20 protein-coding genes and 5 tRNA genes are annotated in these 25,311 nt (G+C 46.8%); 2 read left to right on the top strand and 23 right to left on the bottom strand.

The features are described from left to right. Nucleotides 1-143 precede the first annotated feature (143 nt). The 21 genes from rpoC to P5V12_RS00625 form a co-directional block, all read right to left on the bottom strand. Entirely contained in the window at nt 144-4,367 is a 4,224-nt protein-coding gene (rpoC, locus tag P5V12_RS00725) for a DNA-directed RNA polymerase subunit beta' (protein ID WP_316955319.1), read from the bottom strand. Nucleotides 4,368-4,464: 97 nt separating this feature from the next. Next, nucleotides 4,465-8,547, bottom strand: coding sequence for a DNA-directed RNA polymerase subunit beta (gene rpoB, locus P5V12_RS00720; protein ID WP_316955318.1), 4,083 nt, complete (start codon nt 8,545-8,547; stop codon nt 4,465-4,467). 334 nt (nt 8,548-8,881) lie between these two features. After that, nucleotides 8,882-9,256 carry a 50S ribosomal protein L7/L12 gene (rplL, locus tag P5V12_RS00715; protein ID WP_316955317.1) on the bottom strand — a complete coding sequence of 125 codons (375 nt, stop codon included), beginning with the start codon at nt 9,254-9,256 and terminating at the stop codon, nt 8,882-8,884. Nucleotides 9,257-9,343: 87 nt separating this feature from the next. Continuing rightward, complete coding sequence (rplJ, locus tag P5V12_RS00710; RefSeq protein ID WP_316955316.1) at nt 9,344-9,838, bottom strand: 50S ribosomal protein L10; 495 nt, start codon at nt 9,836-9,838, stop codon at nt 9,344-9,346. A 269-nt stretch (nt 9,839-10,107) separates the two neighbouring features. After that, nucleotides 10,108-10,803, bottom strand: a complete 696-nt coding sequence (rplA, locus tag P5V12_RS00705) for a 50S ribosomal protein L1 (protein ID WP_316955315.1) — start codon at nt 10,801-10,803, stop codon at nt 10,108-10,110. Between the two features lies 1 nt (nt 10,804). Beyond that, the gene (gene rplK / locus P5V12_RS00700) at nt 10,805-11,236 is read right to left on the bottom strand and encodes a 50S ribosomal protein L11 (protein WP_316955314.1); all 432 of its coding nucleotides are present in this window, start codon (nt 11,234-11,236) and stop codon (nt 10,805-10,807) included. A 192-nt stretch (nt 11,237-11,428) separates the two neighbouring features. Beyond that, entirely contained in the window at nt 11,429-11,962 is a 534-nt protein-coding gene (gene nusG / locus P5V12_RS00695; RefSeq protein ID WP_316955313.1) for a transcription termination/antitermination protein NusG, read from the bottom strand. 13 nt (nt 11,963-11,975) lie between these two features. Then, on the bottom strand, nt 11,976-12,347 hold the full coding sequence (gene secE / locus P5V12_RS00690) for a preprotein translocase subunit SecE (RefSeq protein ID WP_316955312.1): 372 nt from the start codon (nt 12,345-12,347) through the stop codon (nt 11,976-11,978). Between the two features lie 58 nt (nt 12,348-12,405). Then, nucleotides 12,406-12,481, bottom strand: a tRNA-Trp gene (locus tag P5V12_RS00685). A gap of 90 nt (nt 12,482-12,571) precedes the next feature. Then, nucleotides 12,572-13,795, bottom strand: a complete 1,224-nt coding sequence (tuf, locus tag P5V12_RS00680) for an elongation factor Tu (protein WP_316955311.1) — start codon at nt 13,793-13,795, stop codon at nt 12,572-12,574. Nucleotides 13,796-13,891: 96 nt separating this feature from the next. After that, nucleotides 13,892-13,967, bottom strand: a tRNA-Thr gene (locus P5V12_RS00675). Between the two features lie 81 nt (nt 13,968-14,048). Then, nucleotides 14,049-14,122: transfer RNA gene (locus P5V12_RS00670), tRNA-Gly, on the bottom strand. Nucleotides 14,123-14,178: 56 nt separating this feature from the next. Further along, nucleotides 14,179-14,262: transfer RNA gene (locus P5V12_RS00665), tRNA-Tyr, on the bottom strand. A 37-nt stretch (nt 14,263-14,299) separates the two neighbouring features. Then, nucleotides 14,300-14,375, bottom strand: a tRNA-Thr gene (locus P5V12_RS00660). Nucleotides 14,376-14,431: 56 nt separating this feature from the next. Further along, entirely contained in the window at nt 14,432-15,163 is a 732-nt protein-coding gene (locus P5V12_RS00655) for an SPOR domain-containing protein (protein ID WP_316955310.1), read from the bottom strand. A gap of 1 nt (nt 15,164) precedes the next feature. Continuing rightward, nucleotides 15,165-15,959 carry a type III pantothenate kinase gene (locus P5V12_RS00650; protein WP_316955309.1) on the bottom strand — a complete coding sequence of 265 codons (795 nt, stop codon included), beginning with the start codon at nt 15,957-15,959 and terminating at the stop codon, nt 15,165-15,167. After that, a complete protein-coding gene (gene birA / locus P5V12_RS00645) occupies nt 15,959-16,975 on the bottom strand; it encodes a bifunctional biotin--[acetyl-CoA-carboxylase] ligase/biotin operon repressor BirA (RefSeq protein ID WP_316955308.1) in 1,017 nt (338 codons plus the stop codon). The genes P5V12_RS00650 and birA overlap by 1 nt, the downstream gene beginning before the upstream one ends. Continuing rightward, the gene (gene alr / locus P5V12_RS00640; RefSeq protein ID WP_316955307.1) at nt 16,972-18,126 is read right to left on the bottom strand and encodes an alanine racemase; all 1,155 of its coding nucleotides are present in this window, start codon (nt 18,124-18,126) and stop codon (nt 16,972-16,974) included. The genes birA and alr overlap by 4 nt, the downstream gene beginning before the upstream one ends. 167 nt (nt 18,127-18,293) lie before the next feature. Then, nucleotides 18,294-19,040, bottom strand: a complete 747-nt coding sequence (locus P5V12_RS00635) for a YebC/PmpR family DNA-binding transcriptional regulator (protein WP_316955306.1) — start codon at nt 19,038-19,040, stop codon at nt 18,294-18,296. 50 nt (nt 19,041-19,090) lie between these two features. Continuing rightward, nucleotides 19,091-20,884 carry an aspartate--tRNA ligase gene (gene aspS, locus P5V12_RS00630; protein ID WP_316955305.1) on the bottom strand — a complete coding sequence of 598 codons (1,794 nt, stop codon included), beginning with the start codon at nt 20,882-20,884 and terminating at the stop codon, nt 19,091-19,093. Between the two features lie 21 nt (nt 20,885-20,905). Further along, on the bottom strand, nt 20,906-21,208 hold the full coding sequence (locus P5V12_RS00625) for a zinc ribbon domain-containing protein (RefSeq protein WP_316955304.1): 303 nt from the start codon (nt 21,206-21,208) through the stop codon (nt 20,906-20,908). A 382-nt stretch (nt 21,209-21,590) separates the two neighbouring features. On the opposite strand from P5V12_RS00625, the gene P5V12_RS00620 reads away from it, so the two are divergent. Then, a complete protein-coding gene (locus P5V12_RS00620; protein ID WP_316957393.1) occupies nt 21,591-22,001 on the top strand; it encodes an HU family DNA-binding protein in 411 nt (136 codons plus the stop codon). 54 nt (nt 22,002-22,055) lie between these two features. On the opposite strand, the gene P5V12_RS00615 is transcribed toward P5V12_RS00620, so the two are convergent. Both P5V12_RS00615 and P5V12_RS00610 read right to left on the bottom strand, forming a co-directional pair. Next, the gene (locus tag P5V12_RS00615) at nt 22,056-22,958 is read right to left on the bottom strand and encodes a hypothetical protein (protein ID WP_316955303.1); all 903 of its coding nucleotides are present in this window, start codon (nt 22,956-22,958) and stop codon (nt 22,056-22,058) included. A 6-nt stretch (nt 22,959-22,964) separates the two neighbouring features. Continuing rightward, nucleotides 22,965-23,432: an HIT domain-containing protein gene (locus P5V12_RS00610; protein WP_316955302.1), complete on the bottom strand. Its 468-nt coding sequence runs from the start codon at nt 23,430-23,432 to the stop codon at nt 22,965-22,967. Between the two features lie 133 nt (nt 23,433-23,565). On the opposite strand from P5V12_RS00610, the gene P5V12_RS00605 reads away from it, so the two are divergent. After that, nucleotides 23,566-25,290, top strand: a complete 1,725-nt coding sequence (locus P5V12_RS00605) for a proline--tRNA ligase (protein ID WP_316955301.1) — start codon at nt 23,566-23,568, stop codon at nt 25,288-25,290. Nucleotides 25,291-25,311 lie beyond the last annotated feature (21 nt).

Genomic DNA, 25,311 nt, shown 5'->3' with positions numbered 1-25,311 from the left:
AAAATTACTCCAAAAAATAAAAAACGTCCCTCCCCAATTGGCATTAGGGTGGACTCTTCTAGTTTAACAAAGGGTCTGTTACGACCCGCACCTATAACGGTGGGTGGCGAATTGTAAAGACACCACCCAGTCCCGTCAACTTTTTACGAAGCGCTAGACTTCAACGCCTCGGTTAGCGCTGCTTCGATCTCTTCTGCGCTAACGTGATCTGCCGTCACTTCAGTGTCCGCACGTCGGCGACGACGTTCACTGTGATATGCCAGACCAGTACCCGCTGGGATCAATCGTCCCACGACCACATTCTCTTTCAAACCGCGCAAGTTATCGATCTTACCAGTCACTGCCGCTTCAGTAAGAACGCGGGTAGTTTCCTGGAACGATGCTGCAGAAATAAACGACTCCGTCGCCAAAGACGCTTTGGTGATACCCAGCAACTGACGCTCGTAACGCGCAGGCTGTCTGGATTCAGCACGCAACTTCTCGTTCACTTCCAACACATTGTTGTATTCAACTTGCTCACCTTTGATGAACTCAGAATCTCCCATAGAGGAAATTTCTGCTTTACGTAACATCTGACGAACAATAACTTCAATGTGCTTATCGTTGATCTTCACACCTTGCAGACGGTATACATCCTGGATTTCGTTAGTAATATAACGAGCCAGGGCCTCAACACCTTTCAAGCGAAGAATATCGTGAGGGTTGCTAGGACCGTCAGATACAACTTCACCCTTGGTTACATTTTCACCTTCAAACACAGTTAATTGACGGTGTTTAGGAATCAGCACTTCGTAGTGAGTTGAACCATCGTCCAATACCTCACCATTTGGCGGAGTAATCACCAAACGACGCTTACCTTTAGTCTCTTTACCAAAGGAAACCGTACCGGAGATTTCTGCCAAAATTGAAGGCTCTTTCGGCTTACGCGCTTCAAACAAGTCAGCAACACGAGGTAGACCACCCGTAATATCGCGAGTCTTCGAACCTTCTTGCGGAATACGAGCAATAATGTCACCAATACTTACTGTATCGCCATTCGCCAGACTCAAAATAGACTTGGCAGGAAGCATGTAGTGAGCAGGCTGATTCGAGTTAGCCAACTTCACTTCATTACCTTGATCGTCTACTAGCGTTACCGCTGGCTTAAGATCTTTACCTGCTGATGGACGCTCTGCCGGATCCATAACCTCAATCGAGGAAAGACCGGTTAGCTCATCCGTTTGCTTACGGATAGATAGCCCATCTTCCATACCAGTAAGTACTACCTTACCTGTAACCTCAGCAACCATAGGGTGAGTATGCGGATCCCACTTGGCTACAATTGCGCCACCATCCACTTTGTCACCATCTTTAGCAGAGATAACCGCACCGTATGGAATTTTATAACGCTCGCGCTCACGACCTGCGTCATCCGCAACAGCAATTTCACCGGAACGAGAAACCGCAACCAGATTACCGTCTTCACGAGTAACAGTTTTAATATTGTGAAGGCGGATAGTACCTTCTTGCTTAACTTCTACACTGTCTGCCGCAGACGCTCGAGATGCCGCTCCACCGATGTGGAAGGTACGCATCGTAAGCTGTGTACCCGGCTCACCGATCGACTGAGCAGCGATAACGCCCACTGCCTCACCCACATTGGCACGGTGACCACGAGCCAAGTCACGACCATAACATTGAGAACAGATACCGAACTTGGTTTCACAGGTAATCGGTGAACGCACCATTACCTCGTCGATACCCATGGCCTCAACACGCTCTACCCAAGCTTCGTCAATCATAGTGCCAGCAGGAACTAGGATCTCATCGCTACCAGGGCGCATAACGTCACGCGCAACAACACGACCCAGGATACGGTCACCCAAGGATTCGATAACATCGCCACCCTCGATAACCGGCGCCATGGTTAAACCTTCGTCTGTGCCACAATCAATTTTGGTGATCACAACGTCTTGTGCTACGTCCACCAAACGACGGGTCAAGTAACCGGAGTTTGCTGTTTTCAGTGCGGTATCCGCCAAACCTTTACGCGCACCGTGGGTTGAGATGAAGTACTGAAGTACGTTCAAACCTTCACGGAAGTTTGCAGTAATAGGCGTTTCGATAATCGAACCGTCTGGACGAGCCATCAAACCACGCATACCCGCCAACTGACGAATCTGAGCGGGCGAACCCCGTGCACCGGAATCGGCATACATATAAACCGAGTTAAAGGAATCTTGCTCGTCGTCCTCGCCATTTTTGTTAATGACGGATTCTTTAGAAATACCTTCCATCATGGATTTTGCAACAAGGTCGTTGGCACGAGACCAGATATCGATCACCTTGTTGTATTTCTCACCATGAGTCACAAGACCGGAGGCGTACTGACTTTCAATTTCCTTCACTTCAGCTTCGGCACTTTCGATAATGCCGTATTTGCTTTCTGGGATCTCAAAGTCGTTTACACCGATGGATGAACCTGACTTGGTACTGAAGTCATAGCCCATGTACATCAATTGGTCGGCGAAAATAACGGTCGCTTTCAAGCCCACCACGCGGTAACAGAAATTGATCAAAGCCGAAATCGACTTTTTCACCATGGGCTTATTCACCATTTCAAATGGCATACCTTCCGGCACAATTTCCCAAAGAAGAACACGACCCACGGTGGTTTCTGCTAGATAGTTCGACTCTACTTTCTCACCATCTTCACGAAGAACGATATCGCGGATACGAACTTTAATGCGCGCTTGCAAACCTACTTGCTTCGCGTAAAACGCTCGGGACACTTCTTTATGGTCAGAGAAGACCATGCCTTCACCCTTGTCGTTTACACGCTCACGGGTCATCCAGTACAAACCCAGAACCACGTCCTGAGAAGGCACGATGATCGGCTCACCAGATGCAGGAGATAGAATGTTATTGGTCGACATCATCAACGCACGCGCTTCAAGCTGTGCTTCGATTGTCAAAGGTACGTGCACTGCCATTTGGTCACCGTCGAAGTCAGCGTTATACGCCGCACAAACGAGAGGGTGAAGTTGCAATGCTTTACCTTCAATCAGAACCGGTTCGAACGCCTGGATACCCAGTCTGTGCAGCGTTGGTGCACGGTTAAGTAACACAGGGTGTTCGCGAATCACTTCGTCCAGGATATCCCACACGATAGGCTCTTCTCGCTCAACCATCTTCTTCGCAGCTTTAATCGTAGTAGCAAGACCACGTAGCTCTAGCTTAGAGAAGATGAATGGCTTAAATAGCTCAAGTGCCATTTTCTTCGGCAGACCACATTGGTGAAGACGCAACGTTGGACCAGATACGATTACCGTACGACCAGAGTAGTCAACACGCTTACCCAATAGGTTCTGACGAAAACGACCTTGCTTACCTTTGATCATGTCAGCAAGCGACTTCAATGGACGCTTGTTAGAACCGGTGATGGCACGACCACGACGACCGTTATCTAGCAATGCATCAACAGACTCCTGAAGCATACGTTTTTCGTTACGCACAATAATATCTGGCGCATTCAAGTCCAATAGACGCTTCAAACGGTTATTACGGTTGATCACACGACGATAAAGGTCATTCAAATCAGACGTAGCAAAACGACCACCATCTAGAGGTACCAACGGACGAAGATCAGGTGGAAGAACAGGAAGCGCTTCCATCACCATCCACTCTGGCTTGTTACCAGATTGGATAAACGCCTCAAGCAACTTCAAACGCTTGGAAAGCTTTTTAATTTTTGTTTCAGAATTCGTGTTAGGAATCTCATCGCGAATTTCTTGGGCTTCACGCTCAAGGTCGATGTCCATCATCAATTTCTGAATAGCTTCAGCACCCATCAACGCTTCGAATTCGTCGCCAAACTCTTCCATCGATTCAAAGTACTGCTCATCTGTTAGCAACTGGCCACGCTCAAGCGTGGTCATGCCTGGCTCTGTTACAACGTAGGATTCGAAGTAAAGCACACGCTCGATGCTACGCAAAGTCATGTCTAGCAACAAACCAATACGGCTTGGTAGAGACTTCAGGAACCAGATGTGGGCAACCGGACAGGCCAATTCAATATGACCCATGCGCTCACGACGCACTTTTGCCAAAGTCACTTCAACACCGCACTTCTCACAGATGATACCGCGGTGCTTCATACGCTTGTACTTACCGCACAAACATTCATAGTCTTTTACTGGACCAAAAATTTTGGCGCAGAACAAACCTTCGCGCTCAGGCTTGAAGGTTCGATAGTTAATTGTCTCTGGCTTCTTTACTTCACCGAATGACCACGATCGGATCACTTCTGGTGAGGCCAAGCCGATGCGAATTCCGTCGAACTCGTCAGATTCACCCTGGTTTTTCAATAAATTCAGTAAGTCTTTCAAGGCTTTTCCTCCAGTGGGTGCTTAAGCACAGTGGGCTACCCCTTTTAAAGTGGTGCCCACCACCGTTAATTTTGCTCTAAGTTTGGCGCGCGACCGATTAAGAGTCCTGCTCCAGCTCAATGTTAATACCCAGTGAGCGAATCTCTTTAACCAATACGTTAAAGGATTCAGGCATTCCAGGCTCCATACGATGATCGCCATCCACGATGTTTTTATACATCTTGGTACGACCCGCCACGTCATCCGACTTAACGGTAAGCATTTCTTGCAGAGTATAGGCTGCACCGTATGCTTCCAGTGCCCACACCTCCATCTCACCGAAGCGCTGACCACCAAACTGTGCTTTACCACCAAGAGGCTGCTGGGTAACAAGAGAGTACGAACCGGTTGAACGGGCGTGCATCTTGTCATCCACCAAGTGGTTCAACTTCAGCATGTACATATAACCCACAGTCACCGGGCGCATAAATGCATCACCAGTACGACCGTCAAACAATGTCATCTGACCAGACTCAGGCATATCGGCAAGATTCAGCAATTGCTTGATTTCTTTTTCCTTCGCACCATCAAACGCACGAGTTGCCATAGGCACACCGCCACGCAAATTGTTCGCCAGGTCAATAATTTCCTTATCAGAGAAGCTTTCCAAATCTTCCTTGGTATATGACTCACCAATTTCGTTATAAATGGTGTTCAAGAACGCTCTCAGGTCTGACACTTGACGCTGCTCTTTGATCATTTGATCAATCTTGCGACCAAGGCCTTTCGACGCCAAGCCCAAGTGCGTCTCAAGAATCTGCCCAACGTTCATACGAGACGGTACACCCAGCGGGTTAAGCACGATATCAATCGGCTCGCCATTCTCGTCATAAGGCATATCTTCGACTGGCATGATCACCGAGATAACACCCTTGTTACCGTGACGACCCGCCATTTTGTCACCAGGCTGGATACGACGCTTAATTGCCAGGTAAACCTTAACAATCTTAAGTACACCAGGCGCCAAATCATCGCCAGTTTCGAGCTTACGTTTTTTATCTTCGAAACGGTCATCAAGGTCTTTACGACGTTCGGCTAACTGTTCTTCAGCCTTGTCCAACTGCTCGTTAAGGGCATCCTCAACCATGCGGATTTTGAACCAATCTTCTTTGGCCAACTCATCCAACAACTCGTCAGTAACGTCTGCACCTTTCTTAACGCCTTTACCACTTGCGATGGTTTGACCAACCAATACTGAACGCAGACGAGCGTAGGTTGCACCTTCAACAATTCGATACTCTTCGTTAAGGTCTTTACGAACTTGATCAAGCTGAAGCTTTTCAATTTCCAAAGAGCGCTGATCTTTTTCAAGACCGTCGCGAGTAAATACCTGAACGTCAATAACTGTACCTTTTACAGAAGAAGGTACACGCAAGGAGGTATCTTTAACGTCGGAGGCTTTCTCACCGAAAATCGCACGAAGCAGTTTTTCTTCTGGAGTTAATTGGGTTTCACCTTTTGGCGTTACCTTACCAACGAGAATATCGCCCGCAGCAACTTCTGCACCCACATAAACGATACCGGACTCATCCAACTTGGATAGAGCACCTTCACCTACGTTTGGAATATCCGCTGTAATCTCTTCACTACCCAGCTTGGTATCACGAGCAATACAGGTTAGCTCTTGAATGTGGATAGTGGTGAAACGGTCTTCTTTCACAACGTTTTCAGATACCAAGATGGAATCCTCAAAGTTGTAACCATTCCAGGTCATAAATGCGATACGCATGTTTTGACCCAGCGCCAGCTCACCCAAGTCCACTGAAGGACCATCAGCAAGAATGTCACCACGTGTAATTGCATCACCAACACTTACAATTGGGCGCTGGTTAATACAAGTATTTTGGTTAGAACGGGTGTATTTAGTTAGGTTGTAGATATCCACACCTGCATCACCCGCTTCGGTTTCGTCATCGGAAACACGAACAACGATTCGAGCCGCATCAACACGCTCAATGGTTCCACCACGCTTGGCAACAACACATACACCAGAGTCAGACGCAACATTGCGCTCCATACCTGTTCCAACTACAGGCTTTTCAGCACGTAGTGTTGGCACAGCCTGACGTTGCATGTTCGACCCCATCAATGCACGGTTCGCATCATCGTGCTCTAGGAATGGAATCAAAGATGCTGCAACCGACACAACCTGACGGGGCGATACGTCCATATACTGAACTTCGCTCGCATCTTTCAAACTAAATTCGTTTTGGTAACGAACAGAAACCAAGTCTTCTGTCAGACGACCTTCTGCGTCAACTTCTGCAGACGCCTGTGCGATAACGTATTTAGATTCGTTAATCGCAGATAGGTATTCGATTTCGTCGGTAACTTTACCGTCAACAACTTTACGGTGCGGGCTTTCAATAAAGCCGTAGTTGTTAGTACGGGCATAAGTTGCCAAAGAGTTAATCAAACCAATGTTTGGACCTTCTGGCGTTTCAATTGGACATACACGACCATAGTGAGTCGGGTGTACGTCACGCACCTCAAAGCCTGCGCGTTCACGAGTCAAACCACCTGGGCCCAATGCTGAAACACGACGCTTGTGCGTAACTTCTGAAAGCGGGTTGTTTTGGTCCATAAACTGAGACAGCTGAGAAGAACCAAAGAATTCTTTCACAGCGGCAGCAACTGGCTTGGCATTAATCAAGTCCTGCGGCATCAAGCCTTCACTCTCGGCCATGGACAAACGTTCTTTCACCGCACGCTCAACACGAACCAAACCAACACGGAATTGGTTCTCTGCCATTTCACCCACAGAACGCACACGACGGTTACCCAAGTGGTCGATATCGTCCACTTCGCCTTTACCGTTGCGAATGTCAATAAGGGTTCTAAGAACATCAACGATGTCTTCGCGAGAAAGCGTACCTTCACCCGTTTCTTCACCGCGACCAAGTCGACGGTTGAACTTCATACGACCTACTGCAGAAAGGTCATAACGCTCCTGACTGAAAAACAGATTCTGGAACAAACCTTCCGCCGATTCTTTTGTTGGTGGCTCACCAGGACGCATCATGCGATAAATTTCAACCAAGGCTTCCAACTCAGATGTCGCAGGGTCGCTGCGCAACGTATCCGAAACGAATGGTCCGCAATCTAATTCGTTAGTGTAAAGCGTTTCAAATTCGTTAATACCCGCTTTCAACAATGCAGCAATAACGTCTTCGGTAATCTCGGTATTGGATTCAAACAGCAACTCACCTGTAGTTGTGTCGATAATATCTTTTGCTATAGCACGACCTAACAAATAATCTTGCGGTACGTTTAGCTCGGAAACACCGGATTTTTCCATTTGACGGATGTGACGGGCGGTAATACGACGACCTTCCTCAACAATCACATTGCCATCAGCATCTTTAATTTCAAACGTGGTTACATCACCACGCAAACGAGAAGGAACAAGTTCAAACTTAAGACCTTCTTCACTTAGGAAAAATTTACTGGTTTCAAAGAACATGCCCAGCATTTCTTCCGTACTGTATCCAAGCGCACGAAGAAGAATCGTTGCCGGCAATTTACGACGACGGTCAATACGAACGTACACAAGGTCTTTGGGGTCGAACTCAAAATCCAACCATGAGCCACGGTAAGGAATCACTCGAGCAGAGTAGAGTAATTTACCGGAAGAGTGTGTTTTACCTTTATCGTGTTCAAAGAACACACCTGGAGAACGGTGAAGCTGAGATACGATAACACGCTCGGTACCGTTAATAACGAAGGTACCGTTGTCAGTCATCAATGGGATTTCACCCATATAAACTTCTTGTTCTTTGATATCTTTAATCGCTTTAGTCGATGACTCTTTATCGTAAATAATCAAACGAACTTTTACGCGCAATGGCACAGCGTAAGTTGCACCACGCAACACACACTCTGAGACATCAAAACTTGGCTTACCCAAGCTGTAACTAACATATTCAAGCGCTGCATTACCGGAGTAACTCACTATGGGAAATACAGACTTAAACGCAGCATGCAAACCAATATCAATACGACTGTCTACAGGCTTGTCTACTTGGGTGAATTTTCTGTAGGAATCTAGCTGAGTAGCCAGCAGATAAGGCACATCCATTACAAGTGGCAGCTTGCCAAAATCCTTACGTATACGTTTCTTCTCAGTATATGAGTAAGCCATTAGTGTTCCTCAGTGTTCACGGGGCAAATTCTGGTAACAATTGTGCGCTAAATTGGCATCAAACTGTTTGTGTAACCGTGTTAACTACAACCAATCAAAGCATTCATCCTCTACTTTGATCAGCACATACAGCCGGCGGTTAACCGAGCCGCATTCGTACATAAAACTAAATTGCCTAAGTCCTTTAGTTAATTTAGCCAACTATAAAAAACTTCTTCAGTACAAGAGGGCTTTTATAGTTAGCCAGTTTTCTTCTGTTTATAAACAGGAAGAGGCCGGTGAGCATAATGCCCACCAGCCTTTCTTTTTTACTTCAGCTTGAAAGCCAAACAACTTACTTAAGCTCGACAGTTGCGCCTGCTTCTTCAAGTTGCTTCTTGATTTCTTCAGCTTCGCCTTTCTCAACGCCTTCTTTAACAGGGCTTGGTGCACCGTCAACAAGGGCTTTCGCTTCTTTAAGACCAAGACCAGTGATAGCACGAACAGCCTTGATAACGTTAACTTTCTTGTCACCACCAGAAGCAAGAATAACGTCGAAGTCAGTTTTCTCTTCAGCACCGCCACCAGCAGCATCGCCACCAGCAACAACAACTGCTGCTGCCGCTGCAGTAACACCGAACTTCTCTTCCATTGCTTCGATTAATTCAACAACGTCTTTTACTGACATTTCAGCAACTGCGTTGATAATATCTTCTTTAGTCAGAGACATAACTCAATTCCTAAACAGTGAGAGCACTTACGATATTTTTATCCGGCTCAATTAAATTTGGTAAATAAAAGCTGAACCCCAGAAAGGTTATGCAGCCTCTTGTTCTTTTTGGTCGCGAATGGCCGCAATAGTGCGAACCAACTTGCCTGCAGAAGCTTCTTTCAACACGCTCATAAGTTTCGAGATTGCCTCGTCGTAAGTCGGCAAGTTTGCCAACATAGACAAATCAACCACTTCACCTTCGAAGGCAGCCGCTTTAACTTCAAATTTTTGATTTTCTTTCGCGAAGTTTTTGAAAATTCGCGCACCAGCACCAGGGTGCTCGTTAGAAAATGCGATTAAAGTTGGGCCAACAAAAGTGTCTTTTAGACACTCATATTCAGTACCTTCAACTGCGCGACGAGCCAACGTGTTACGAACGATTTTTACCCAAACACCGTTCTCACGTGCCTCTTTGCGAAGAGCAGTCATATCACCCACGGTTACACCACGAGAGTCTGCAACTACTGCAGATAGAGCGCTCTTAGCAGCTTCTTGGACATCAGCGACAATCGCTTTTTTGTCTTCGAGTCCTATTGCCACGAGTTTTCTCCTAAGAATAGGTTTAACATAAAACAAATTGCGTTTTATGTGGTTGCTCAACACCTCCTGAAGGAAATATTGAGTGTATATTCGGTGATTACCTCCAACCTAAAGTTGGAGCGGGTCACACCGTCTGCGTAGGTAGAAAAAATAAAAATCTTTTCAATTAAGCTGCAGTTACAGCGCCTACGGTCTTTGACGGCCCATGCTTTTTTTCAAATACAGAAAACCAGCACAGACCCCAAAGTCTGTTACATCAAACGAACAAATTAGATGTCGAGCGATGAAAGGTCGATAGCAAGACCTGGCCCCATAGTAGTACTCAAAGAAATTTTCTTTAAGTACACGCCTTTGGCTGACGCAGGTTTTGCTTTTTTCAAATCAGCAACGAGCGCTTCCAAGTTTTCTTTAATCGCATTTGGCTCAAAAGAAATCTTGCCGATACCGCCGTGGATAATACCGCCCTTGTCTGCACGGTAACGAACCTGACCGGCTTTAGCATTTTGTACTGCTTCAACAACGTTAGGCGTTACGGTTCCAGTTTTTGGGTTAGGCATAAGGCCACGAGGACCAAGCACTTGACCAAGTTGACCAACAACACGCATAGCTGCAGGATCTGCGATAACAACATCAAAGTCCATCATGCCGCCCTTGATTTGATCAGCAAGATCTTCCATACCGACAAATTCAGCACCTGCTTCTTTTGCAGCGTCAGCATTTGCACCTTGAGTAAATACAGCAACACGTACGTCTTTACCCGTACCGTGAGGAAGGCTGGTCGCACCACGAACACCCTGGTCAGATTTACGAGGATCAATACCCAGGTTTACAGCTGCATCAACAGTCTCGCCAAACTTAACAGTTGAAAGCTCTTTTAATAGCGCAACTGCCTCGTTTATGCCGTACTGTTTTGTTGAATCAACTTTTTCTTGAATTAGTTTTTGACGTTTTGATAACTTCGCCATGTTACACGCCCTCCACTTCGATACCGGCACTACGCGCACTACCTGCAATAGTACGAACAGCTGCATCCATATCGGAGGCAGTCAAATCAGGCATTTTTAACGTTGCAATTTCTTCCAACTGCTCACGCGTCACCTTACCAACTTTATTGGTATTTGGTGTACCACTGCCTTTTTTGATCTTCGCTGCTTTACGCAATAAGAAAGCAGCAGGAGGAGTTTTCATGGTGAAGGTAAAGCTACGATCACTATAAACGCTAATCACTACAGGGACTGGAGAACCTGGCTCCATACCTTGAGTTTGCGCGTTAAACGCTTTACAGAATTCCATGATGTTCACACCATGCTGACCCAACGCTGGACCAACGGGTGGACTTGGATTAGCTTGACCGGCTGCTACTTGCAGCTTAATGTAAGCTTCAATTTTTTTTGCCATACTCTATTACTCCCGTTATTGGGTTGTAACGCCTCGGGAAAGCGGCAAACTTTCCGTCTCTGGCTCCCCTGTCTTTGTAACGATGTCGCATTTACAAAGACGCGAAAAGCCCTCTTCCGCATAAACGAAAGAGAGCAAAGAAATGAGTTTTACTAGCTTATTCTGTAGCTAGATTTCAATTTAGTTGGCCGGCTAGGCTTTTTCAACCTGACTAAACTCCAACTCAACTGGGGTTGAGCGACCGAATATGAGTACCGCGACTTGCAAACGGTTTTTCTCATAATTTACCACTTCAACCACACCATTAAAGTCATTGAACGGACCGTCAATAACTCGAACCATCTCACCTGGCTCAAACAATGTTTTAGGCTTGGGTTTCTCGGCAGAGTCATCTACACGCTGAAGAATCAGCTCCGCCTCTTTATCTGTAATTGGCGCTGGACGATCCGCTTTGCCACCAATAAACCCCATAACTCTAGGCGTTTCCTTCACCAAGTGCCATGCGTCATCTGTTAGTTCCATTTGAACTAACACATAGCCAGGGAAAAATTTACGCTCGGACTTACGTTTCTGACCACCACGCATTTCGACAACTTCTTCGGTGGGAACAAGTACTTCACCGAACATGTCTTGCATATTGTTTAATTCAATACGCTCTTTAATCGCAGCGGCTACTTTCTTTTCATAACCGGAGTATGCGTGTACAACGTACCAACGCTTTGCCATGCGCAATTAACCTTTAACCAATAATAAGTGATGCAATGTAACCAAGCCCCATATCCAGGAGCCAAAGAATTATAGCCATAACAATGATTACAGCCACCACTATCAAAGTCGTCTGCACAGTCTCTTGACGAGATGGCCAAACAACTTTACGAACCTCCAACTGAGAAGCCTTTAAGAGAGAAACTAAAGCGCTGCCTTTTTCTGTGTTTATCACAACAAACACAGCCATAGCACCAACAACAACAAGCGCCAACACTCTATACAGCAGCGCAACCTGGCTACCATAATATGCGTTAGCAAATGCTCCGCCCAACACCAAAACAGCCACTAACAACCATTTCAGTGGATCTAACCGGAACTCTGCTGCTTCTACTTTAGCGTTCATTTTTTTTCTCTAATCAGCTATAACTAATGCCTCTCAGCAATGAGGACACCCTCAAATATGGCAGGCCAGGAGGGACTTGAACCCCCAACTTTCGGTTTTGGAGACCGACGCTCTACCAATTGAACTACTGGCCTGTAATTCCACCCAAAGGCGGATTATAAAAACCCTCTACACAAGAAGGGCCGACATCTTAACAGACTCGGCCTTCAAACTGTGCAAAAAGATTATTCAATGATCTTAGCAACAACACCCGCACCCACTGTACGACCACCTTCGCGGATCGCAAAGCGTAGACCTTCGTCCATCGCAATTGGGCAGATCAAGGTTACTGACATTTGAATGTTGTCACCTGGCATTACCATTTCTACGCCTTCAGGTAGCTCACAAGCACCCGTTACGTCAGTTGTACGGAAGTAGAACTGTGGACGGTAGCCTTTGAAGAATGGCGTGTGACGACCACCTTCATCTTTAGATAGTACGTAAACCTCAGCTTCGAACTTAGTGTGAGGAGTGATCGAACCTGGCTTAGCCAATACTTGACCACGCTCCACTTCATCACGCTTGGTACCACGAAGAAGAACACCAACGTTCTCACCTGCACGGCCTTCGTCTAGAAGCTTACGGAACATTTCAACGCCGGTTACTGTTGTAGTTGTGGTCTCTTTAACACCAATAATCTCAACTTCTTCACCCACTTTAACGATACCGCGCTCAACACGACCTGTTACAACCGTACCACGACCTTGAATTGAGAATACGTCTTCGATTGGCATGATGAAGTCACCATCGATAGCACGCTCTGGCTCAGGAATGTACTCGTCTAGCGTTTCAACCAATTTCTTAACCGCGGAAGTACCTAGTTCGTTATCGTCTTCACCGTTAAGCGCCATCAATGCAGAACCCGCAATGATTGGTGTGTCGTCACCAGGAAATTCGTAAGTGTCTAGCAACTCACGCAGTTCCATTTCTACTAGCTCAAGCATCTCTGCGTATTCTTCTGAATCAACACCACCACAGTCTTCTGCAAGAAGGTCAGCTTTGTTCAAGAATACAACGATGTAAGGTACACCTACCTGACGAGAAAGAAGGATGTGCTCACGAGTTTGTGGCATTGGACCGTCAGTTGCACCACATACCAAAATAGCACCGTCCATCTGAGCAGCACCAGTGATCATGTTTTTAACATAGTCGGCGTGCCCTGGGCAGTCTACGTGCGCGTAGTGGCGAGTTGGCGAGTCGTATTCAACGTGAGACGTCGCAATAGTAATACCACGCTCTCTTTCTTCTGGCGCATTATCAATACCATCAAATGCTACAGCTGTTCCACCCCACACTTCTGCACATACGCGCGTCAGTGCCGCTGTCAAAGTCGTTTTACCGTGGTCAACGTGACCAATAGTACCTACGTTTACGTGGGGTTTATTACGTTCAAATTTTTCCTTTGCCATAGCGAGCGTCTCCTCGATTGGGACCTTTCTAAAGTGTTACTTTTACAATACCTAAGTTCAAATAAACCAAAGAAAAACTCTTCAGCCAAAAAATAGTGGAGCTCATAACCGGATTTGAACCGGTGACCTCTTCCTTACCAAGGAAGTGCTCTACCGACTGAGCTATATGAGCACTATCCAACTTAGCATCAAGACCAAGTTAAAAATAAACTCTACTCCAGGTGTATTTTTATTGTTGCCTGGATAAAAAAAATGGAGCGGGCGGCGGGAATCGAACCCGCATCATCAGCTTGGAAGGCTGAGGTTCTACCACTAAACTACGCCCGCAAACTATCGCGTTTGCGACACTTAAAAAAAAGATGCGGAACGCATCTTTTAAAATATGGTGCAGGGGGGTGGATTCGAACCACCGAAGCTTGCGCGTCAGATTTACAGTCTGATCCCTTTGGCCACTCGGGAACCCCTGCGCTAAAGCAGCTTATTGAAAGCTACTTTAAGAAAAAATGGAGCTGGTGATAGGAGTCGAACCTACGACCTGCTGATTACAAGTCAGCTGCTCTACCAACTGAGCTACACCAGCCCTTAGCCACTTCAAAAGACATTTCTAAGCTCGTCTCTCAATGTGGAGGCGGGATTCTAGTGAAAGTTGTCCTGCGAAGCAACATCTAAACAAAAATTTTGTCTCCGTTGGAGCGATTTTTCTTCTCCAATCACTCTTTCCCATGACAAATTGCTCATTTTTAAGCCTTCCCCATGCTTTAGCATCACCCAAAACTCCCGTTGCGTCCTTTCAATGGTTTTAAATTTGGGCTCCAACCCAAGCGCTTTCATCTTCTTAAAACGGTCTTGAGCAAGCGATTCTTTACTGTACACCCCCAGAGATATCCCATTCTCCAACTCCCCCTTGGGGATCACATAACTATCAACACCTCGAGCTTGAATTTCGCTCAAACGACGATACGCCTCTTTGCGAGTTGCTTCAGGCTCGAGATACACCCAATACCCCTCGCCAACAGGTAAATCCAGCTCCTTCAGTTCGGACTGCACATCATAGGCTCTTAATCGCTCAACAAAATTATCCGCCTGCTCACGCCCAGGAAAAGCCCCGACAATTTCACAAATAGGCTTTGAGGGCTTCTCAATTACTTCAGGACCAGAGAGCTCAGACAATTCATCAGCAGCCATATCTACCGGTGCCGCCGGGATATCCACTTCGGACAACAGTTTAATTTCATCGATATTGGGAAACGGATCTCTTTTGGCTAATTTTCTGGCCGGCTGACTAGCATGCTCATCAGAATCGAAAACCATTCCCCAAGCGAATACCGCCAGATTGGCAACCATCAAGCTGATAAAAATCCACCGCATGCTACACCTTAACTTTGGCCTCAAGGCCTTTTTGTTTATAAACAACCAGAGCCTGAAGCCCTTTAATCACCAAAAGATCGTCATGAACACAACGCATACCGGCGGACTCCAACCAGGACAATATTTTCATAGCATCCCCACCAGCAACAAAGACCGTTTTTATCCCCAAGTCGTGACCTTCCTGCGCAATTTGTGCAGCAAACCCCTGCAACATCGCTGCAACACCATTTTCAACACAGGGCAAGGTATCGCAACCCAGCTCCCAGATCTGCGGCACCTTTAACGAAACTGGCTTTACCTGCCGAGTATTATCAAACAATGAGGACATCATCAGTGCTACACCCGGCGCAATCACCCCGCCCATATGCTCACCATCGGAAGAAATAAAGTCAGCCGTTACTGCGGTCCCCACACTCAACACACAACAGGAACCATCTCGCTGCTCGTATGCGGAAAGCATAGCAAGCCATCGATCGACCCCAAGATTTGCCAGCACTTTATAGGCCGGCTTGACCAAACCGGAAATTGACTCCACCTCAGCCACAAAGAGAGGGGCATCCGCGTGCTCCTGACACCAGCTTTCGACAGCGTCCCTGATTTCCACCCCAGCCACATTGGACAGCGCTACCGACCGGAAACGCTCCACACTGCACTGAGCCAACACCAACTTCAGCTCGTCACCAACTTTATCAACAGACGTGGGAAACGCTCCTGCATAGCTTTCGCCAACAGCACCGAAAGACTCCACCGCACGCCATTTAATTCTTGTATTCCCCGCATCAATGAGCAAATGCACTACACCACTCCTCTCAAACTCACTTCCCCACCGATAAAAACTTTTTCACCCTGCTCTGTAGAAAGACGCAACCCCCCTGTATCCGTCACCCCCAAGGCCAAGCCATCCACTTCTCCTGAAGGCGTTATCAGCTTCACCGGCGCGGCGCGGTAGGCATGTCGCGATTCCCAGGCATCACGATAAGCGACAAAACCAGCAGACTCATAACTGTCCAACAACGGCAGCAACCGGTTTAACAACAAAGACACCACTCTTCCCCGTAGCCCCCGGCCTCGTGCAGCAAGACCCTGTTCACAAATGATGGTGTCGAGATCGACCCAAGGCTGGTCGATTTGCAGCGCTTGGTCATCTGTCATTTTTACATTCAATCCCACACCCACCACAACATAGCACTCACCACTGGCATCTCCCGACATTTCCAACAAGATACCAGCCAGCTTTTTATTGTGATACAGAACATCGTTGGGCCATTTAAGCGCGACACCATCAACACCCAAGGCCTCCAAAGCCTCACATATCGCCACACCCACCGCCAGACTCAACCCTTCCAGCGCAGCCACACCTTGCTGAAACCGCCAACCAAGGGACATATAAATATTGCTGGCGTAAGGACTTTGCCATACTCGTCCGCGTCTTCCACGCCCACTACTTTGATATTCGGCGATACACAGCTTCCCTTTTTCCGGCTTATTGGACGCAATAAAATCCATTAAATAGCTATTCGTCGAATCCAACACGGGCTCGATGACACTACCTTCAAGCAACACCTGATATTCAGGATCAATGTCCGCCAGCACCGCCGACATATCAATAAGATCCAAACCACCCTCAATTCTGTAACCCAAGCCTTTATGACTTTGAACGGAGATACCAAAATCAGCAAGCGCTTGCAGGTTTTTCCAGACGGCAGCACGACTGACTGACAAAGCCGCCCCCAAACCTTCTCCCGAATGGTACTCTCCATCCGCAAGAATATTCAGCAACGCAATTTGAGAAGAATTTATTTTGGTGCTCACACATCACCACCTTCAGACAGGTAGGTACGCTTATATCTGGCACCCAATGAAGTTAAAACTTCGTAACTAATCGTATTGGCAGATTCGGCCAAATCATCCACACCGTGTTGCTTCCCGAGTATTTCAATGCTATCGCCAACCGCAACAGAAGCCTGGTTAGCAACTTCAGTGACATCAAAAATGCTGCTGTCCATCGACACCCGCCCCACAAGAGGAACACGCACAGGCAAGCCTTGCACATACATTACGCCCACCGCTTTATTACTTAAAGAACGAAAAAGGCCATCCGCATAACCTCCAGCCACAACAGCCAACACTCTATCCGAACTTAAAATCGCGGTTGCACCATAACCGATATTCGCCCCCTTAGGCGCATACCTGACCTGAAGAACAGGCAAACTTAAATTCACGACCGAACGCATTGGATTGGCCTTTCCTGGAATGGGGTTACCACCGTATAAAGAGACCCCAGGACGCACAATATCCCAGTGAGGTTTCTGCGCTAAATAAATACCAGAAGAATTCGCCAGGCTCGCCCTAAGATCAGGAATTCTTTTTTTCAGTATTTCGACCGCTTTAGCAAATTGCGCTATCTGAACTGTATTTAGCTCATGCCCAACTTCGTCGGCACAAGCAAAGTGGCTCAACAACACTCGAATATTGCCACCCTCCAATAAAGCTTGAGACTCATCCGAAGAAGCAAGCAGAGCTTCTAACTCGTCAAGATCCAGCCCAAGACGTGTCATACCGGTATTTATCTTTAACGCTGCTTCTGGCAACAAGGTATTTGAGCTTTGACGACACACTGCAGACCAACGCTGCAACATCTCCATCGAAATAATTACCGGACTGACACCTTGCTCGACAAACAAAAGCTCATCACCAGAGGCACAGCCGGACAGCACAAAAACACGGATATCATCCGCACTGAGAATGCATTTAAGCTCAATCGCTTCTTGTATATTTGCAACAAAGAAAGTGCGACAGCCTGAGCGATACAACACCCTGGAAACCTGAGAAACTCCCAAGCCATAAGCGTTCGCCTTTACCACTGCACCGCATTCAGCAGGACCAACATATGACTTCAACTGCAACCAATTTGCTGCAACTGCATCAAGATCAACGGTTAACGTACCAACGAAACTACCCATACCACCTAATCAACAAAAATGTGTCAAAAAAGCGTAACAGCTAACATTCAGCTTGGCGAGAAAATAACTCGTAAGGAAAACGAGCAGAAAAGACAAAAAGCCAATCAAGATATCGGCCATACCGGCGCTTAAAACAAGGCCCCGCTACGCAGGGCCCATATTACAAACTATTCGAACTCTGCCAATATCGACTCATCGATATCCGCATTGGTATAAACGTTCTGAACATCATCAAGGTCTTCCAGCATATCCACCAATGCCATGGTCTTTTCAGCATCCTCTTTAGTGGTAATTGGAACCATGATTGACGGAACCATTGTGATCTCTGAAGACGCGGGCTCCAAACCACTAGCCATCATCGAATCCTTAACACTGAGATATTCTTCAAACTCAGTGAACACATCGACTGAACCGTCATCATTGGTAACGATGTCTTCCGCTCCGGCCTCCAGCGCCGCCTCCATAATTTGCTCTTCATCGGCACCTTCTGCAAAACTAATTTGCCCTTTACGGGAAAACAGATAAGCAACAGAACCGTCGGTTCCCAAATTACCACCACGCTTGGAAAACGCATGACGCACTTCCGACACGGTTCGATTGCGGTTATCCGTCAAGCACTCAACAATCACAGCAACGCCACCAACACCATAACCTTCGTAGGTAATCTCATCGTAATTACCATCGTCACCACCACCTGCACCACGAGCTACTGCTTTATCGATGGTGTCGCGCTTCATGTTCGCACCCAACGCCTTATCAATAGTTGCCCGCAACTTGGGGTTATCATCCGGGTTGCCGCCTGATTTTGCAGCAACCGTTAATTCCCGGATAATTTTGGTAAAAATTTTTGCGCGCTTTGCATCTTGCGCAGCTTTACGATGTTTGGTGTTTGCCCATTTACTGTGGCCTGCCATCGTGCCTCCTCAACAAAAACCTTTTTCGTTTTGTCTGATTTTTTAAAGCTTTATTCAGACTTTTCCGCGCCCGCAGCAACTTGAGGCTTGGCTTTTTTTCGTATGTGCAATTCATCCAACTGAACTTTATCCACTTCACCGGGTGCATCCGTCATAACACAGGCTGCAGTTTGTGTTTTGGGGAACGCAATCACGTCACGAATAGAACTCGCTCCAGTCATAAGCATGATCAAGCGGTCCAAACCAAACGCCAAACCACCGTGAGGCGGCGCACCGTATTTCAATGCATCCAACAGGAAGCCAAATTTCTCTCGCTGCTCTTCTTCAGCTATGCCAAGCACTTCAAATACCGCTTGCTGCATAGACTGATCGTGAATACGAACAGAACCACCACCCAACTCAGTGCCATTCAACACCATATCGTAAGCAATGGAGTTTGCTTGTGCCGGGTTTGATTTTAATTCTTCTGGTGAACAAGCTGGTGCCGTGAACGGATGGTGCAACGAAGTTAGCGCACCATTATCTGTTTCTTCAAACATTGGGAAATCAACCACCCAAAGCGGCGCCCACTCACAGGTGTATAAGTTGAGGTCTTCACCCAACTTACAACGCAACGCACCCAAGGCTTCAGAAACCACTTTATGACTATCGGCACCAAAGAAGATAAGGTCACCATTTTCAGCACCAACACGATCCAGAATTGCTTTACAAACATCCGGCCCCAAATGCTTAACGATTGGGGACTGCAATCCCTCTTCAAGATCAGATTTATCATTAACCTTAATGTAAGCCAGACCTTTCGCCCCATAAATACTGACAAACTTGGTGTAGGCGTCGATAGTACGGCGAGGAATTTCACCGCCTTTTGGCACTAGCATAGCGGTTACGCGACCTTTGGGATCCTTAGCTGGACCGGCAAATACTTTGAATTCGACACCGGCCATCAGATCTTTAACTTCAACCATTTCCAATGGAATACGCAGATCCGGCTTATCCGAGCCGTATTTTTCCATGGCTTCGGCATAAGGCATGCGCGGGAATTCACCCAAGTCCACACCTTTTAGATCCTTGAATACTTTACGAATCATGCCTTCAGTTACAGACATGATTTCCTCGTCATTCATAAACGAGGTTTCAATATCGATTTGGGTAAACTCTGGCTGACGATCCGCCCGCAAATCTTCATCACGAAAACACTTGGCGATTTGGTAATAACGGTCAAACCCGGAAACCATCAACAATTGTTTAAACAACTGTGGTGACTGCGGTAAGGCAAAAAACTTGCCTTCATGAGTACGGGAAGGTACTAAATAATCGCGCGCACCTTCTGGGGTAGCACGAGTCAGGATTGGTGTTTCGATATCCAGAAAGCCATTGTCGTCCAGATAGTTACGAATCGCATTTGTTACCTTGGAACGGAAACGCAGGTTTTGCTGCATCTCACCACGACGAAGATCCAGATAACGGTAGGTAAGACGAACGTCTTCACCCACATTAGTATGCGAATCCAACTGAAAGGGAGGCGTTTCAGAACTATTCAGGATTTCCAAGGCTGTCCCGTACACTTCAATTTCACCGGTTGCCATGTTCGAGTTTACTGTCGCTTCGGAGCGGGCGCGAACCTTACCAGTTACCTTAAGCACATATTCAGGGCGAACCTTATCAGCTAAGGCAAAGTTGTCCTGGCCATCTGGGTCAAACACCACCTGAACAATCCCTTCACGATCACGAAGGTCGACAAATATCACCCCACCGTGATCCCGACGACGGTCAACCCAGCCGCAAAGAGTAACTTCTTGATCAATATTAGAGGCGTTTAACACACCACAGTAGACACTACGCATGGTCTTGTTCCTGTAAAACTATTAACTAGGGGAGCCAGATGAGGGCTGAGCAGCACCGGACTGACTGTCTTTTTTTGATGGTGTAGAAGCTGACTTGGAAGAAGAATCTTTATCTCCCGCCAGGTTCTTTTTCTTATCCCCAGACTTTTTAAAGTCTGTCTCATACCATCCGCCGCCTTTCAATCGAAATGCGGCCGCTGAAATCTTTTTCTTTAATTCGGGCTTTTCACACACAGGGCAATCGACCAATGGTCCATCACTCATTTTTTGCAATGCCTCCAACTCATGCTCACAAGCATCGCAACGGTACTCATAAATTGGCATAAGTCATACCACCTTAATTCTGTCAAAATGGAGTTAACACAGTAAAAAACCGCCTTTTTTGGCGACATGCCGTAAAAAAAGGCGGGGCATTATACCCTCTCTGCTACACTCTTGACAGACCGGTTGTTTTAGAAGTCGGTTTAGAACAACTGATGTAATTTTGTTCGACCAATACATGAGACTGACGAAAAAACCGGCAGATCGCAAAAAAGTGCGGTTTTCACGCATTTTTATGTTGCTGCTAAAAGCTGATTCATCTATATATAAGCCAAGCGCATCCAGGGCAGCTAAAAACAGCTTTTGCTTCGTCGCAAAAGCAATAAAACAACTGCCTGCGCCTGTTCAAACACTCTATAAAGACAAAGATACAATCGAGGTTTATATGGCCGCTAGAAAAACCACTGCGAAGAAAGCTCCTGCAAAGAAAGCTCCTGCAAAAAAAGCTGCTGCTAAAGCTGCAGCACCAGCAAATAAAATCAAAGCAATCTCTGAGCGTTATTCCAAAACTCAAATCGTAACCCAAATCGCCGAGAACACAGAGCTATCTCGCAAGCAAGTTCAAGCAGTATTTGATGAGCTTAGCGACATCATCGAAGGCCATATCAAAAAACGCGCCTGTGGTGAGTTCGTTCTTCCTGGCCTAATGAAAGTTGTCACTGTGAAAAAACCTGCTCGTAAAGCACGTAAAGGTATCAACCCATTCACTGGTGAAGAAACCACATTTGCAGCTAAACCAGCCAGCATTCAAGTTAAAATTCGCCCATTGAAAAAACTTAAAGAAATGGCCGAGTAAGACCTCTATGCGAGGCGGCCAGCCTGAGTCGCCTCCTTCTCTTCCCCTCCTTTTTTACCGAATCAACTCATCCTCGCTCGCATCATATTGAATCCAGTACCTTGGGTTATGTGTATCGGTATCTGCGGGAAGAAACGGATTTTTCAGTTCCAGATATCGTGCATGAATCCAGCTATCCAGTGGAAACAGGTGTTTTGTCACGTCGCTTGTGCGCATGTAATACTCAAAGGAGCCATCATCAATGGCTAGCTCCAGGCCACGTCTAACCACATCGATTAAAGCATCATTATGCTTATTAACAAAAAAATACATTGGGAATGGGTAGTGAATTATGAGCGATTTATTCAGCTTTAAATTTGGATAACGCTGAATAACAGCGGAATATTCTGCCTCCACCTCATGAATTCCCCTGGGGAAAAAATGGCAGCGCATAATACTCACCTGCTCGTACATTCCTTTCAAACTGGGGTTACGAATAACCCTGAACCCCGAATGCTCAAGAATATCTGAATCCGGCCAATCCGCCCCCTGACATGGTTTTAGACGGTAAAAAGCCTTGGCATTATTAATACTCTGGTAATGCCCCTCGACACTCTTATGCATTATGGCAACGCGAAAACCCAGCAACCCCTTGAGTAAAGGAACGCGGATTGCGTGCAACGCTTTTTCGCGTTTAATTGAAGTGCCAGCCCAATAGATATCAATCTTATTTTCCAGCTGAATTTGACGTAGCATTCGCGCCTGGGACATATTATTTGAACTGACCGTGGACAGATGCCACTCGGAGCCTGCACCTTTCGCCAGAGCAAGTTGCAAAAGACCGGTAAAATAATTGTAACTGGCGTCCAGCGTTTGCTCTTGCGGAGCAGGCACCCGCACAATAAGCGGATCATGCGACTGCCCCCACCCGTTTGCAGCCAGCAGGGCAATCAACAACAGCAGATAGCGAATGCTCATTACATATCAGGGAGTAAAACCTGGGTTTACGGTGTCTTCGTCACTGACACCACAATGAGCCTCAAATCCCTCGCCAACTAAAGAGTCATGCAAACGACTTAACCGCTCTTCCATCACTTCCGGCTCATAGGGTTTTGGATCAGCGTAACCCCAGATAGCTTTCGGCCATGCTGCGTCGTTTTCGTAGCGTGCCACATGATGAACATGTAACTGAGGGACAATATTGCCTAACTCCGCAATATTCATCGTTGTAGGAGCAAAAATAGACGTCATCACTTCGGACAGATGACAGGACTCTCGAATCAGGGATATCTGGTCTTCTTCGGATAAATGATGAATTTCCCGCACATTGGCGCGCTTGGGAACCAAAATACACCAGGGGTAGTTAGCATCCTTATGCAGAAGGATAAGCGACAACTTAAACTGGCCCACAGTGACCGTATCTTTTCTTAATTGCGGATGCAGTTCAAACATAGCTATTCCTCTCTATTGTTGGAAACCTTAGAATACCCGGCAAAACGCTCAAGGCATACGGGCTAAGACATCCGATCAACGTCTCTCGTTCCTTAAGTATAATCTGCCGTTTGTTCATTGTTTAAGGTAAATCATGCGCGCTAGCAAATTTCTCATCGCCACCCAGAAAGAAACACCTGCCGATGCGGTCGTCGTCAGCCACCAACTCATGCTTAGAGCGGGCTTGATCCGCAAGCTTGCATCCGGCTTATACAATTGGTTACCGCTGGGTTTGCGCGTTTTGCGTAAAGTGGAAAACATTGTCCGCGAGGAAATGAATAAATCCGGCGCCCAGGAAGTCCTTATGCCTGTTGTTCAACCCGCCGAATTGTGGGAAGAATCAGGACGTTGGCAGCAATACGGACCGGAGCTTTTGCGTATCAACGATAGACATTCCAATTCTTTCTGCCTCGGGCCAACCCACGAGGAAGTTATCACTGACCTGATTCGCACCGAAATCAGCAGCTACAAACAATTGCCTGCAAACTTTTATCAAATTCAAACCAAGTTTCGCGACGAAGTTCGACCACGCTTTGGCGTTATGCGCTCACGCGAATTCATTATGAAAGACGCGTACTCTTTCCATATTTCCCAGGAAAGCCTGCAAGAAACCTATGACGTTATGCATCAAACCTACTGCAATATTTTTGATCGCATCGGCTTGGAGTATCGCCCGGTACTGGCTGACACCGGCTCGATCGGTGGTTCCGGCTCACATGAGTTCCATGTGCTCGCCGCCAGTGGCGAAGACGATATTGCCTTCAGCACCGAAAGTGACTTCGCTGCCAACGTGGAATTAGCAGAAGCACTAGCACCAGAGAAACAAACAGCACAACTCGCTGAGCAAGCAGAAGTCGCAACACCCAATGAAAAAACCATTGACGAAGTATGCCAAGCATTAAGCGTTGACGCTTCGCAAACAGTAAAAACACTTGTGGTACTCGGTGCAACAGAAGAGGAAGGCCAAAAAGCACCGCTTATTGCGCTGGTTCTACGTGGCGATCACGAACTCAATGAAATCAAGGCAGAAAAACTGCCTGAGATTGCAGAGCCGTTGCAGTTTGCTGATGAAGAACGCATTAAAAACGAACTGGGAGCAGGTGTCGGTTCACTTGGCCCTATCGGCTTGAGTATCCCAACGATTATCGACCGCTCTGCTGCCGCACTGGTAAATTTTGTCTGCGGTGCCAATAATGATGGTTTCCACCTTACCAATGCAAACTGGGAAGAAAAAGACAACACGCGTATCGAAGATATTCGCAACGTGGTCGTCGGTGATCCAAGCCCATGCGGCAAAGGCACCATTGAAATAAAACGCGGTATTGAAGTTGGCCATATATTCCAACTGGGTACCAAGTACTCTGAAGCCATGAACGCAACAGTACTCAATGAAAGCGGCAAACAACAAACCATGATTATGGGATGTTACGGTATTGGTGTAACACGAATTGTTGCAGCAGCCATTGAGCAAAACCACGACGACAACGGCATTATCTGGCCAGACAGCATCGCGCCATTTCAAATTGCTCTTATCCCGATCAACAAACACAAATCGGAAGCGGTTGCTAACGAATGTGAAGCTCTTTACACACAGCTTACTGAAGCCGGTTATGACGTTCTGTATATGGATGAAAACAAAGCCCGTCTGGGGGTGATGCTTGCCGATACAGAACTGATGGGCATTCCACACCGCATTGTTGTTGGTGATCGAGGCCTGGAAGCCGGCAACCTGGAATATAAAGGTCGCCGGGACGAAAACAGCCAGGACATCGCCAAAGACCAATTAATGGAATTCCTGAAAGGTAAAATTCAAAGCTAATGTAAAGAAACGGGAGGCCAT

Origin of the sequence: Teredinibacter sp. KSP-S5-2, from assembly GCF_032773895.1 — a bacterium.
In the GTDB taxonomy this organism is placed as follows: Bacteria; Pseudomonadota; Gammaproteobacteria; order Pseudomonadales; family Cellvibrionaceae.
Note: the sequence above shows the minus strand (reverse complement) of the source record. Positions and strands in the feature narration are given on the sequence as shown.